This is a genomic window from Acidovorax sp. 107 (genome assembly GCF_003058055.1).
In the GTDB taxonomy this organism is placed as follows: Bacteria; Pseudomonadota; Gammaproteobacteria; order Burkholderiales; family Burkholderiaceae_C; genus Acidovorax.
Window position 1 is genome coordinate 125,011 of record NZ_QBTZ01000001.1, and the last position, 13,367, is coordinate 138,377.

Sequence of the window (13,367 nt, forward strand, 5' to 3'; positions counted from 1 at the left end):
GAGAGAGGCCTCAGGCCAAGGCCTTTGCGGCCTCAATACGTTTCCAGGTGCAGTCGGCCTTCGCGCTGCAGCGTCGCGCCCAGGACCTCCCAGCTCAGCCCTGCCTCTTGTGCAATGTCACGCAGTGCCATCACCACGCCTTCTTCCATGCCCTTGAGGCCGCAGACGTAGAAGTGGCTGTTGTCGTCGCGCAGCAGGGCCAGCAGGTCGGCGGCGCGTTCGCGCATCAGGTCTTGCACGTAGCGCTTGGGTTGCCCGGGCGTGCGGGAAAAGGCCAGGTTGATGTCGATGAAGTCTTTGGGAAGGCTTTGCAGGGGGCCGAAGTAGGGCAGTTCCTGCTGCGTGCGTGCACCGAAGAACAGCAGAAGCTTGCCGCCTTCAAACTTGCCGCTGTTGCGCAGCCTGCGCCGCCACTCGGTCATAGCGCGCATGGGAGCGCTGCCGGTGCCGGTGCAGATCATCACGATGTGCGATCGCGGGTGGTTGGGCATGAGGAAGCTGCTGCCGAACGGCCCCACCACCTGCACCTTGTCGCCCACCTTCAGGTCGCATACGTAGTTGGAGGCCACGCCGCGCACGGGGTTGCCATCGTGGTCCACGGTCACGCGCTTCACGGTCAGCGCTAGGTTGTTGTAGCCGGGGCGTTCACCATTGCGTGGGCTGGCCACCGAGTATTGGCGCGCGTGGTGCGGTTTGCCCAGCGCATCGGTGCCGGGCGGGATGATGCCAATCGATTGCCCTTCCAGCACAGGGAACGGCATGCTGCCGAAATCGAGCACCACATGGTGGGTTTCGCTCTCAAAACCTGCCTCGGTGCAATTGAAGTTGCCGACCACGGTGGCCGTGGTTGGGTTTTTGGGCGGGAAAAGATTGGTGTACGGATGGGCTGCGGACCAAGGCGGCACCGTGGCTCCGTACTGGGCAGACCGAAACACCTGCGTGCCCGGCTCTGCAGGGGCCTCAACGGCTTGTTGTGGTGCTGCCGCCGCTGTGGCGGGTTCTGCGCCTGCTGCAACCAGTTCGTGGGGCGCAAGCTCGCCGGGCAGTTCTTCCCAGCTGAACTGCTCTTCAATGCTGTAGGCCCTGCCCACCGGCACCGCGCGCCAGTTGTCGATGGAACCTGTGGGGCAGGGCGATATGCAGGCCATGCAGCCATTGCACACATCCGCCCGCACCACGTAGTTGTTGTCGTCGTGCGTGATCGCGTTGACTGGGCAGGTGGCCTCGCAGGTGTTGCAGCGTATGCAGATCTCCGGGTCGATCAAGTGCTGCTTCAGGATGCCGTTGTCGATCAGCGTGTGGGTTTCCATAGTCGTTCTTCGTGCAATGTCTGTCGACGGGTGCGGTGACCTTGCATGCGTGGGCTGGCTTCAGTCGATGCAGAGCAAAACTGCTGTGCCTGGCCGCAGGCGCCGAGATACCTCTGGGAGAGGCTGGCGCTTGGCGGCTCATCAGGGGTCAATTGAAACGCACGTACTCGAAATCAACCGGCTGGCGGTTGATGCCCATGACCGGGGGGGCGATCCAGCCGGCAAATTTGCCCGGATCTACCACGCGGCCCATCAACGACGCCACGAACGCGAAGTCTTCGGGCGTGGGCAGCCATTCGGCTTTGCGTGCGGTCCATTCCGCCTCGCTCACCACGCGGCCGTCGGGCGACATCTTGATGCCGGCCAGCGCGCCGATCTGGCGATTGAAGGCCTTGTGGGGGACCACCAGGCGGGTGGGGACCCCCGCCTTCTCCAGCACCTTGTTCCACCGGCCCACGCCCGCCATGGAGTCCTTGATGAAGTCGTCGCGCAGCACTTCGTTCAGCGCGTTGAGCATGGGCACTTCTTTTTCCAGCAACTGGCCGTCCTTGACCTCCAGCACCTTGTACGTCTGACTCTTGAGAACGTGGTCGTCGGTGCGTTTGCCTTCTTCGTAGCGGCCCTTGAGGCCCGAACTGTAGAACGTGGCGGCGTTGCTCGACTGGTCTGCGCCGAACAGGTCGATGGTCACGCTGTAGTGGAAGTTGAGGTAGCGCTGGATGGTGGGCAGGTCGATGGCGCCCGCTGCACGCACCTGGGCAGGGTCATCGGTCTTGAGGTCGTTCATCACCTGCGCAGTGCGCGAGAGCACGCGCGAGATGCCGCTCTCGCCCACAAACATGTGGTGGGCTTCTTCGGTCAGCATGAACTTGGTGGTGCGCGCCAGCGGGTCAAAAGCGCTCTCTGCCAGGGCCGAGAGCTGGAACTTGCCGTCGCGGTCGGTGAAGTAGGTGAACATGAAAAACGCCAGCCAATCCGGCGTCTTTTCATTGAACGCGCCCAGGATGCGCGGGTTGTTCTCGTCGCCGGACTGGCGTTGCAGCAGCGCTTCGGCCTCTTCGCGGCCGTCGCGGCCAAAGTGCTTGTGCAGCAGGTACACCATGGCCCACAGGTGGCGGCCCTCTTCCACGTTGATCTGGAACAGGTTGCGCAGGTCGTACATGCTGGGCGCCGTCAGGCCCAGGTGGCGCTGCTGCTCGACCGAGGCGGGTTCGGTGTCGCCCTGGGTCACGATAATGCGGCGCAGGTTGGCGCGGTGTTCGCCGGGCACGTCTTGCCAGGCCTTTTCGCCCTTGTGGTCGCCAAAGTGGATTTCGCGGTTCGTATCGCCGGGGTTCAGAAAGATGCCCCAGCGGTAGTCGCGCATCTTCACGTGGCCAAACTGTGCCCAGCCATTCGGGTCCACGCTCACGGCGGTACGCAGATAAACCTCATGGTTGGTCGATCCCTCGGGGCCCACGTCGTCCCACCAGTGGATGAAGTTGGGCTGCCAGCCTTCGAGCGCGCGCTGCAGCGTGCGGTCTTCGCCCAGGTTCACGTTGTTGGGAATCTTCTCGCTGTAGTTGATGCTGCTCATGGGGTGCTCCTCTGGATGGAAAACGAATGCAGGGCAGGGGGTCAGACGCGCGTCTGGTCAAACCCGGCCTTCTGGCCGGTGCCGTAAACCTTGAGCGCGCCCTTCTCGCCCACGGCGTTGGGGCGGTTGAAGATCCAGTTCTGCCACGCGGTCAGGCGCCCGAAGATGCGGGTGTTCATGTTCTCCTTGCTGGCAAAGCGCAGGTTGGCCTCCAGGCCGGTCAGCGCGTCGGGCGACATGGCGGCGCGTTCTTCGATGGCGATGCGGATTTCGTCGGCCCAGTCGATGTCGTCGGGGGCGGCCGTGACCAGGCCCAGTGCGAGCGCCGCATCTGCATCCAGCGATCGGCCGGCGGTTGCGCGGACGGCTTCCAGCGGGCCTGCCTCTTCATAGAAGCGGCGCTGCAGGCGGCTTTGGTCATTCACCATGGGCAGCAAGCCAAAGTTGAATGCGTTCAGGGTGAGCGTTGGTGCCTGGTCGGGCGCGTCGGGCAGGGCCAGCATGTAGGTGCGGTCTGCCGCCAGGGCCAGTTCCGCGAGCGAGCCGGCAAACGCCGAGCCCGTCTCGATCAGCGCGAAGAGGCTGCGCGAGGACACATCCAGACGGGCAAAGGTGCGCCGCAGTGCGCCGATGGTCTCGCGCACCAGCCAATGGTCCTGATGTGCGAGCAGGACGGCATCGCTGGCCAGCACGGCTTGTGCGTCCCCCTCGGTCTTCAGCAGCCAGGTGCCAATGTCCAGCTCGTTGGTGCGCAGGTTCAGGATGGCGTCGTCCAGCTCGCGGGCCATTGCCAGCGGCCACCAGGTGGCGCCGGCTGCTTCAATGGCAGTCGTGTCTGCGGGTTGCGCCCCTTGGGGTGCCTTGATGTACAGCGTGGCCGTGCGCCGTGCGCGGTCGATGTCCACCGTCACGTGCTGGTAGCGCATGCCGTCGGCATGGTCCTGCCGCTCCACGCGGGGCAGGGCAATGCCTTGTGCGCCGCTGGGGCGGGTGCTGGTCTGTGCATGGGCGGCAGCGCGCTCTTGCACCGTGGCGGCAAATTGCGCGGGCTTGGCGATACGGTCCACCAGGCGCCAGTCCACCGCGCGCTGGCCACGCACGCCCTCCACGCTGGTACAGAAGATGTCGGCCAAGTCGTGCCGCACGCGGCGCTTGTCCGTGACGCGTGTCAGTCCACCGGTGCCGGGCAACACGCCCAGCAAAGGCACTTCGGGCAGCGATACGGCAGACGACCGGTCATCGACCAGGATGATTTCATCGCACGCCAGTGCCAGCTCGTAGCCGCCGCCTGCACAGGCGCCATTCACGGCCGCAATGAACTTGAGGCCTGAGTGTTTGGAGGAGTCTTCAATGCCGTTGCGCGTTTCGTTGGTGAACTTGCAGAAGTTGACCTTCCAGGCGTGGCTGGATACCCCCAGCATGAAGATGTTGGCGCCCGAGCAAAAGATGCGGTCCTTGCCGCTGGTGACGACGACGCTGCGCACGTGGGGGTGCTCAAAGCGGATGCGGTTGAGCGCGTCATGCAGCTCAATGTCCACCCCCAGGTCGTAGCTGTTGAGCTTGAGCTTGTAGCCAGGACGAATCCCGCCGTCCTCCGCAATGTCGAGGGACAGCCGCGCAGTGGCGCCCTCGACCGACAAGGTCCAGTGGCGGTACTGCGTGGGGTCAGTGCGGTAGTCAACGCGTTCGGGAGCGTGGGTAAGGTCTGCCATGGGATCTCCGTGGAGAATTAATGCAATATAGTGCTTGTGATCTGCTGTTGATGTGCATCATCATGCATGTTTTGCGGTGTGTCAATGCATTTTTTTGCCGATGGAAGTCGCGCTGATGTGCAGCGCCGCTGAGAGCTGCGCGCGGGGCGGGAGGGGGGTGAGCGCGAACTGCACAGGCCGCCGTGATGGCGGCTCTGTGCCGTGCCGGGATGACAGTGAGTGCTGCGGCGCCGGTGTCCGGGCTGCAGCCGTTCAGAGGGAGTGCAGGGTTTTACGCTGCGCGGGCCATGGCCTTGCGCACACTGGCACTCAGGGCTTGCAGGCTTTGCTCGGGGGTCTGGCCGGAGGTGTCCACCGTGATTTCGGCCTTGGAATAAAAAGCAGCGCGTCCGTCCAGGATGCGCTTGAGGTCGTCCATGGCCTCTTTGCTGGCGGCCATCGGGCGCATGTCGCCCTGGGCCACCACGCGCCCCATGTGTTCTTCGGGCGCAGCCCGTAACCACACCGTGGTGCAGTGGGCCAGCAGCTCGTTGAAAGTGGCGGGGTCCGACACAATGCCGCCCGGCGTGGCAATGACCACCTCGCTGTGGATCTGTATCGTTTCTTCCAGCGCCCTGCGCTCGTAGCGGCGGTAGGCGGTGGTGCCGTACAGATCATGGATTTCGCGCACGCTGCACCCGGCAAGGGCCTCGATGGCGCGGCTCAGTTCAATGAACGGTACGTCCAGCTCGCGCGCCAGCAACGGCCCCAGCGTGGATTTGCCAGCCCCCCGCAGACCCACCAGCGCAATGCGGCGGTGCCTTGCGACGTCGTTGTGTCCACCGCTCAGCAGCTCGTGCAGCGCCAGGCGGGCGCGGCGCAGTTCGGGCTCGCTGCGGTGTTCCAGCAATTCGCGGATCAGCAGCCATTCGGGCGATTGCGTCGTGAAGTCGCCCACCAGCTCCGCCAGCGAGCAGTGCAGTGCATGGGCCACCTGCTGCAGCACCAGGATGGAGGCGTTGCCGGTGCCGTACTCCAGGTTGGCCAGGTGGCGTTCAGACACGTCGGCGGCCACGGCCACCGCCTTGCGGGTCAGGCCCCGCTGCGCTCGCAGGTTGCGAACGCGCTCGCCCAGAGCCACCAGAAGGGGGTTCTTGGGCTCCTCGGCCGATGGCGGCGCACCCTCCTGCGCGGAGGCGGGTGCCAGCAGCCCCGCCGTTTCTGTTTCGTTCATACCCATCCTTTTCATGGAGCACCCTGGCCTTCTCAGGGAAAACGCCATGCATGCACTATAGTGCTTGACATGAATCTTTGAGGTAACTATGGTTCATCAATTGGCAAAATACTGCATGTTTTGGATGCGCGCAAGGCGGTGGATCAAAAACGGTGCAGATTGGGCCCCGACTCTAGCTGCACCCACTGCCCATGTCCGACAAAACTGCATTTCACCAAGCCCTGGCTGATCTGACCGCCCAGCTCGCTGGCAAACCGCTGGATGCCGCTCTGGCGCAATGGCTTAACACTGCACACGGCCCCACCAGTGCGAGCTACCAGCGCTTGCGGGAGGCGTGTCTTCAGGGCGTGCGCGAGGGGTGGTTGTGTGAACGCGAGGGCGCTGGCATTCGCTACGGCCGCGTGTTCAAGCCCGAAGATGCCTTGCACCGGTTTTCTGTGGACGTGGTGGACATGCAAAACATTGCAGGCCCCCACCACACCCATCCGCAGGGCGAAATCGATTTGATCATGCCGCTGGAGGGCGAGGCGGTGTTTGACGGCCACCCTGCCGGATGGTGCGTTTACCCGCCCGGCAGTGCCCACCACCCCACGGTGGCTAACGGCAGAGCGCTGGTGCTGTACCTGCTGCCCGAGGGGCAGATCCAGTTCACCCGCTAGTGCTGGCGCCTGCGCTGCTTCCACATGGACCTTCTCGCTCTGAAAGACCGACTGCATGACTGAATTGCTCGCCAACCACGTTGCCGGCCGCTGGCAACACGGAACAGGGCCCGGCACCGAATTGCGCGACCCTGTGCTGGGCACCGCCCTGGTGCGGGTGGACGCCACGGGGTTGAACCTGCCCGAGGCCTTTGCATTTGCCCGCGAACAGGCCGGGGCTGCGCTGCGCGCCGCCACCTACCGTGAGCGGGCTGCCATGCTCGGCGCGGTCGCCAAGGTGTTGCAGGCGCACCGCGACAGTTACTACGACATTGCCACTGCCAACTCCGGCACCGTCAAGACGGACTCCGCGGTGGACATCGACGGCGGAATCTTCACCCTCGGCCAATACGCCAGATGGGGTGATGCGCTGGGCGATGTGCGCGTGCTGCGCGACGGGGACGCCATCAGGCTGGGCAAAGAACCGGTCTTTCAGTCGCAACACCTGCAGGTGCCCCGGCCTGGGGTGGCGCTGTGCATCAACGCGTTCAACTTTCCCGCCTGGGGGCTCTGGGAAAAAGCCGCGCCCGCCTTGCTGTCGGGCATGCCGGTCATCGTCAAGCCCGGCACATCCACGGCGTGGCTGACCCAGCGCATGGTGCAGGACGTGGTGAACGCCGGGGTGCTGCCCGCCGGCGCCCTGTCGGTCATCGCGGGAAGCTCGGCGGGCTTGATGGACGCGCTGCAACCGTTTGATGTGGTCTCGTTCACCGGTTCTGCCGAGACGGCGGGCGTTGTGCGGGCGCATCCGGCGGTGGCGCAGCGTGCGGTGCGCGCCAACATCGAGGCCGACAGCCTCAATGCCGCGCTGCTGATGCCTGATGAGGCGCCCAGCAGCGCCGCCTTTGACTTGCTGGTGCGCGAAGTCGTCCGCGAGATGACTGTCAAGTCCGGTCAGAAGTGCACCGCGATCCGCCGCATTCTGGTTCCCGCCGCGTTGTACGCTGCGGTGGCCGAGGCGGTCAGTGCCCAACTGGCCCGCGTGGTGGTGGGCAACCCCCGCAACCCGGAGGTGCGCATGGGCTCGCTGGTGAGCCGCGCGCAGTTCGATGGGGTGCAGGCAGGCATTGCCGCCCTGGCCGTCCATACCGATGTCCTGCACGACGGCAGAACCCGGCCCCTGGTTGACGCCGACCCTGCCGTGGCGGCCTGCGTCGGCCCGGTGCTGCTGGGTGCGCGCGATGCCGACCGGGCCTCCATCGTCCATGACGTGGAGGTGTTTGGCCCGGTGGCCACTTTGCTGCCCTACAACGACCTGCCCCATGCGCTGGCCCTGGCGCAACGTGGCCAGGGCTCGCTGGTGACCTCGCTCTACGGCGCCGATGACAAGTCCCTGGCACAGGCCGCCATTGCACTGGCGGCGAGCAACGGCCGGGTGCATGTGGTGACGCCGGCCGTGGCCACTGCGCACACGGGCCACGGCAATGTCATGCCGATGTCTCTGCACGGCGGACCCGGCCGGGCTGGCGGTGGTGCCGAGCTGGGCGGCTTGCGGGCGCTGGACTTCTACCACCAGCGCAGTGCGGTGCAGGCCAGCCCCGAAGTGCTCGCGGCGCTGGGCTGCTGACCCCCGAACCCACCCACAAAAACAACGCCATCGCGACGGAGACACGCCATGAACAGCCTTCCAGAACAGTTCAATTTTGCAGAGCATCTGTTCGCCCTGAACCGCGCGCGGGGTGACCGCATTGCCTACATCGACGATCAGGGAAGCCTGAGCTACAGCGCGCTGGAAGACCGTGCACGGCGGCTGGCGGCGGTGCTGGCCAACGCCGGTGTGCGGCGCGAGGAACGCGTGCTGCTGCTGATGCTGGACACCAGCGACTGGCCGGTGGCGTTTCTGGGTTGCCTCTATGCCGGTGTGGTGCCGGTGGCGGTCAACACCCTGCTCAAGCCCGACGACTATGCTTACATGCTGACGCACTGTCGCGCACAGGCGGCGCTGGTCTCTGGCGCATTGCTGCCGGTGCTGAACGAGGCGCTGGCCCTGGCGCCCCACCACGAAGTGCGCGCTTGTGTGGTGTCGCAGCCGCAGGGCACGTTGGCTGCGGGGGCAGTGGACATGCAGGCCGCCATTGCCAGCACCCCCGCGCTGACTGCGCCCGCGCGCACGGGGCCTGACGAGCCCGGGTTCTGGCTCTACTCTTCCGGCTCCACGGGCAAGCCCAAGGGCACGGTGCACACCCAGGGCAGCCTGTGGTGGACGGCCGAGCTGTATGGCAAGGCGGTGCTGGGCCTGACCGACAAGGACGTGTGCTTTTCGGCTGCCAAGCTCTACTTTGCCTATGGGCTGGGCAACAGCCTGACCTTTCCGTTGTCGGTGGGCGCCACGGTGGTGCTGATGGCCGAACGCCCCACGCCAGACGCTACGTTCGAGCGCTGGACGCGCCACCAGCCCACGGTGTTCTTTGGGGCGCCCACCGGGTTCGCCGGCATGCTCGCCTCGCCCCGCCTGCCTTCCCGCAGCGCGGTGGCGCTGCGCATGTGCTCGTCGGCCGGCGAGGCGCTGCCGGCCGAGATTGCACAGCGCTTCAAGGACCATTTCGGTTGCGACATCATTGATGGCATTGGCTCGACAGAGATGCTGCACATCTTCCTTTCCAACCGCCCTGGCGATGTGCGCTACGGCAGCACGGGCAAACCGGTGCCGGGCTACGAGATATCCCTGCGCGGCGAAGACGGCAGCGAGGTGCCGCAGGGCGAAATCGGTGACCTCTACATCCAGGGCCCCAGCGCTGCGCTGATGTACTGGAACAACCGTGCCAAGACCCGCGAGACCTTCCAGGGCGCGTGGACCAAAAGCGGCGACAAGTACGTGCGCGATGCCGAGGGCTATTACACCTACGCCGGGCGCAGCGACGACATGCTCAAGGTCAGCGGCATTTATGTGTCCCCCTTCGAGGTGGAGGCCACGTTGATGCAGCACACCTCTGTGCTGGAGGCGGCCGTGATCGGCACGCAGGATGCTGACGGCCTGACCAAGACCAAGGCGTTTGTGGTGCTCAAAGACGGGCAGGCGGTCACACCGGATGAACTCAAGGCCTTTGTGAAGGAACGCCTGGCGCCCTACAAGTACCCGCGTCTGATCGAGTTCCTGCCCGAGCTGCCCAAGACAGCCACCGGCAAAATCCAGCGCTTTCGGCTGCGCGAACGGGAGCAGCGGGCGTGAATGCCAACGTCGCTGCACCTGGCCCCGTGGCGGGCGTAGAACGCTTGTCCGTGGTATGGCGCAACCGCACGGTCCACATCGAGTACCAGTGGATAGCCCCCGAGCGCAGCGACGCCCCCTTGGTAGTGTTCCTGCACGAAGGCCTGGGCTCGGTGGCGATGTGGAAGGACTTCCCGCGCCAGCTGTGCGATGCGGGTGGGTTTCGGGGGCTGGTGTTCTCTCGCCCTGCCTATGGCCGGTCCACCCCCCGGGGCGCGGACGAGGTGTGGGGCCCGGATTTCATGCACCAACAAGCTCACGAGGTGGTGCCCGCATTCCTCGATGCACTGGGAGTGCAGGAGGCCGCCTGGCTCTTCGGCCACAGCGATGGCGCATCGATTGCCCTGCTGATGGCTGCGCGCTGGCCGCAGCGCGTGCAAGGTCTGGTGGTGATGGCGCCGCACCTCTTTGTGGAAGACGTGACGGTGCAGAACATCGAACGCGCGCGGGACGCCTACGAACAGACCGACCTGCGCCACAAGCTGGGGCGCTACCACGACGATGTGGATTCCGCCTTCTGGGGCTGGAACCGCATCTGGCTGGACCCTGCCTTTCGCGCGTGGAACATCGAGCCCGAGGTTGCCCAGATCGGCGCACCCGTGCTGGCCATCCAGGGCTGTGACGACGAGTACGGCACCCTGGCACAGATCCGGGGCATTGCCCAGCGCGTGCCGGGCACCCGGCTGCTGGAGCTGCCGGACTGCGCGCACTCTCCGCACCGCGACCAGCCGGAAGCGGTAATAGCCGCTGCTGTTGCCTTCATCCAAGCGCACCACACTCCTGCATAGCTGCGGACGGGGCGGTGGCAGGGCAGTAGCCCGTGCCCCAGCGAGTCCAAAAGAAAGCGCTATTCCACCTGGCGCCGCAGCCCTTCCAGGTCGGTGACGGTGATGCCGCCGTATTCAATCTCCAGCAGGCCCGCGGCCTGCAGCCGCTTCAGCGCCGCGTTGCAGCGCTGGCGTGACACGCCCGAGAGGTTGGCAATTTCTTCCTGCGACACCTGCAGGTGCGTGTCGCTGCCCGGGTGCAACCAGGGGTGGAACAGGCCGGCGAGCGCGCGGGCCACCTGGCTGTCGGTATCGAGCAAATGGTGGGCCGTGAAGTTGCCCAGAAACCAGTGCATGCGCTCGTTGATCTGCTGCAGCAGAAAGTGGTCAAAGCTGCGCTGCGTGGTGTGCAGCCATTCAAAGGTCTCCGCCGGTACCAGCGCAACGCGGCTAGGGCGCAGTGCGATCACGTCGGCCGTGCGTGGCGTGCCGCGCAGCAAGGTGCCCTCGCCAAACCAGCTCCCTGCCGACAGCCCGCCCAGCGTGACCGAGCGGCCATCGCCTGAGGTCACCGTCCACTTCAGCAGCCCCTCGATGGCGCCATACCAATGCACCGGGGTGTGGCCGCGCCTGCACAGCGCGCCGCCCTGGGGCACTTCGACCTCTCGCGCATCGTCCATCACCCGCTGCTGCGCGGCGCTGTTCAGGGCCGGGAACCAGGCGGAGTGCCGCAGCAGATCGGTGAGGGTAGGGGGAGCCAGTTTGACCAACATGGTGAGAGTGTCTCCTGCGCCCCCGGGTGCTGTACAGGCGCGTGCGCGTATTCCCTGAGTCCAAATGTCATCGCGATGACTGAGTGGCGCGGGGCTACAAAAAATAATGACCGCTCCATCCACAGGAGACACATGATGATGCACACGCGCCGCCAGTTCATGCACCACGTCGGTTGCGCCTCTGCGCTGGGGGCCTTGTCGCCGCTGGCCGCTTGGGCGCAGACCATCGACCAGGTCAAGATCTTCTACGGCTTTCCTGCAGGCAGCGCGGGCGACAGCGTGGCGCGCAGGGTGGGCGAGAAGCTAGCCGCATCGCCCTACACCCGCAACCCCGCCGTGGTGGAGAACAAGCCCGGCGCGGGAGGCCGCATTGCGCTGGAGTCGCTCAAGGGCGCGCCCGCCGATGGCAGCGTGCTGACGCTGTCGCCGTTTTCGTGCACGTCCATCTATCCGCACATTTACAGCCGCCTGAGCTACGACCCGGCCAAGGATTTTGTGCCGGTGTCCATCGGTGCCGTCATGCACCACGGTCTGGCCGTGGGGCCGCTGGTGCCCGCCTCCGTCAAGACGGTGAAAGACTTTCTGGCCTGGGCCAAGGCCAACCCCGGGCAGGCGAACTACGGCTCACCCGCAGCGGGCTCCACGCCGCACTTCATCGGTGCGCTGCTGGGCTTGAACCACGGCGTGGACCTCAAGCATGTGCCGTACCGCGGTTCTATCCCGGGGGTGACCGATGTGGTGGGCGGGCAGATCGCGTCGATGGTCACACCCAGCGGAGACTTCATCCCCAACCACAAGGCGGGCAAGCTGCGGCTGATCGCCACCTCGGGCCAGGCGCGGTCGCCGTTTTCGCCCGAGGTTGCCACGTTTGCAGAGCAGGGCTTTCCAGAACTCACGACCGAGGAATGGTTCGGCTTTTACGCCCCGGCGCGCACGCCAGCGGCGGTGGTGGCAGCCGCCAACGCCGCCATCAACACCGCGATCAAGGACAAGGCCGTCGTGGACAGCCTGGCCGTGGTGGGGCTCATCGCCAAAGGCTCTACGCCTGCAGAGATGTTGGCCTCGCAACATGCCGAATACGAGCGCTGGGGGCCGCTGGTGAAGAAGGTCGGCTTCACGGCCGAGTCCTGAAAGGTCCCGCATGGCACACACCGTGAAGCGCGTGGCCGTAGTGGCCACCGGCACGATTGGCGCAAGCTGGGCTGCGTACTTTCTGGCGCGGGGCCTGGACGTGGATGCGACCGACCCATCGCCCGGGGCCGAACAGCGACTGCGGGACGCCGTTGCTGCGCATTGGGTGGCGCTGGCGCAGCAAGGGCTGGTACCCGGCGCCAGCCCGCAGCGCTTGCGCTTTCACGCGCGGCTGGAAGACGCCCTGGCGCAGGCCGATTTTGTGCAAGAGAACGGACCCGAGCGGCTCGACTTCAAGGTGGACCTGTTCCGCCGCATGGATGCAGCCACCCCGGCGCATGTGGTGCTGGCCTCCAGTTCCTCGGGACTGGCGGTAACGGACATGCAGAAGGATTGCACGCACCCCGGTCGCGCGGTGCTGGGCCACCCGTTCAACCCGCCGCACATGATCCCGCTGGTCGAAGTGGGCGGCGGCGAGCGCACCACGCCCCAGGCGGTGGCTGATGCCATGGCGTTCTATGCCCACATCGGCAAGCGTCCCATCCAGGTGCGGCGCGAGATCAAGGGGCACATTGCCAACCGCTTGCAGGCCGCTCTGTGGCGCGAGGCCTTCCACCTGGTGGACCAGGGCGTGGCCACCGTGGAAGACATCGACACCGCCATCTCGCAGGGCCCTGGCTTGCGGTGGGCGCTGATGGGGCCGTTCATGAACCTGCACCTGTCGGGCGGCGACGGTGGCATCGCCCACCTGCTGGCCCACCTGGGTGGCCCCATCGAGAGCTGGTGGCAGGACCTGGGTACCCCGTCCATGACCGAAGCCTTGCAGCACCAGGTGACCGAAGGTGTGGCACAGGCGCTGGGTGACAGGCCGGCCAGCGATCTGGCCCGTGCGCGAGATGCGTTGCTCATCGAGCTGCTGCGTGCCAAGCAGGCGTCAGGGCTGCTCGGCCAACCAGACCCTGATCTCGACGCCTGAGGC

At 65.8% G+C, this 13,367-nt stretch carries 11 protein-coding genes; 6 read left to right on the forward strand and 5 right to left on the reverse strand.

Annotation, left to right across the window (positions count from 1 at the left end; translation table 11 throughout):
* Positions 1–32: 32 nt before the first annotated feature.
* The 4 genes from boxA to C8C99_RS00600 form a co-directional block, all read right to left on the reverse strand.
* Positions 33–1,310: a benzoyl-CoA 2,3-epoxidase subunit BoxA gene (gene boxA, locus C8C99_RS00585; protein ID WP_056637487.1), complete on the reverse strand. Its 1,278-nt coding sequence runs from the start codon at positions 1,308–1,310 to the stop codon at positions 33–35.
* A 148-nt stretch (positions 1,311–1,458) separates the two neighbouring features.
* Positions 1,459–2,886: a benzoyl-CoA 2,3-epoxidase subunit BoxB gene (boxB, locus tag C8C99_RS00590; RefSeq protein ID WP_056637484.1), complete on the reverse strand. Its 1,428-nt coding sequence runs from the start codon at positions 2,884–2,886 to the stop codon at positions 1,459–1,461.
* Positions 2,887–2,927: 41 nt separating this feature from the next.
* The gene (boxC, locus tag C8C99_RS00595) at positions 2,928–4,598 is read right to left on the reverse strand and encodes a 2,3-epoxybenzoyl-CoA dihydrolase (protein ID WP_056637480.1); all 1,671 of its coding nucleotides are present in this window, start codon (positions 4,596–4,598) and stop codon (positions 2,928–2,930) included.
* A 271-nt stretch (positions 4,599–4,869) separates the two neighbouring features.
* The gene (locus tag C8C99_RS00600) at positions 4,870–5,811 is read right to left on the reverse strand and encodes a helix-turn-helix transcriptional regulator (RefSeq protein ID WP_056637477.1); all 942 of its coding nucleotides are present in this window, start codon (positions 5,809–5,811) and stop codon (positions 4,870–4,872) included.
* A 191-nt stretch (positions 5,812–6,002) separates the two neighbouring features.
* Between C8C99_RS00600 and C8C99_RS00605 the strand changes: the two genes are divergently transcribed.
* From C8C99_RS00605 to C8C99_RS00620, 4 genes are read left to right on the forward strand one after another with little or no spacing between them, the layout of a single operon-like run.
* Positions 6,003–6,470 (forward strand): DUF4863 family protein, encoded by a 468-nt coding sequence (locus C8C99_RS00605; protein WP_108624604.1) that lies wholly within the window; start codon positions 6,003–6,005, stop codon positions 6,468–6,470.
* Between the two features lie 55 nt (positions 6,471–6,525).
* Entirely contained in the window at positions 6,526–8,076 is a 1,551-nt protein-coding gene (locus tag C8C99_RS00610; protein WP_108624605.1) for a 3,4-dehydroadipyl-CoA semialdehyde dehydrogenase, read from the forward strand.
* Positions 8,077–8,124: 48 nt separating this feature from the next.
* Positions 8,125–9,678: a benzoate-CoA ligase family protein gene (locus C8C99_RS00615; protein WP_108624606.1), complete on the forward strand. Its 1,554-nt coding sequence runs from the start codon at positions 8,125–8,127 to the stop codon at positions 9,676–9,678.
* Entirely contained in the window at positions 9,675–10,505 is an 831-nt protein-coding gene (locus C8C99_RS00620) for an alpha/beta fold hydrolase (protein WP_108624607.1), read from the forward strand. The genes C8C99_RS00615 and C8C99_RS00620 overlap by 4 nt, the downstream gene beginning before the upstream one ends.
* A 59-nt stretch (positions 10,506–10,564) precedes the next feature.
* Here C8C99_RS00620 and C8C99_RS00625 read toward each other — a convergent pair whose 3' ends face one another.
* Positions 10,565–11,257: a Crp/Fnr family transcriptional regulator gene (locus C8C99_RS00625; protein ID WP_108624608.1), complete on the reverse strand. Its 693-nt coding sequence runs from the start codon at positions 11,255–11,257 to the stop codon at positions 10,565–10,567.
* Positions 11,258–11,395: 138 nt separating this feature from the next.
* On the opposite strand from C8C99_RS00625, the gene C8C99_RS00630 reads away from it, so the two are divergent.
* Both C8C99_RS00630 and C8C99_RS00635 read left to right on the forward strand, forming a co-directional pair.
* Positions 11,396–12,388 (forward strand): Bug family tripartite tricarboxylate transporter substrate binding protein, encoded by a 993-nt coding sequence (locus C8C99_RS00630; RefSeq protein WP_108626988.1) that lies wholly within the window; start codon positions 11,396–11,398, stop codon positions 12,386–12,388.
* Between the two features lie 10 nt (positions 12,389–12,398).
* Positions 12,399–13,364 (forward strand): 3-hydroxyacyl-CoA dehydrogenase NAD-binding domain-containing protein, encoded by a 966-nt coding sequence (locus C8C99_RS00635; protein ID WP_108624609.1) that lies wholly within the window; start codon positions 12,399–12,401, stop codon positions 13,362–13,364.
* Positions 13,365–13,367: the final 3 nt, after the last annotated feature.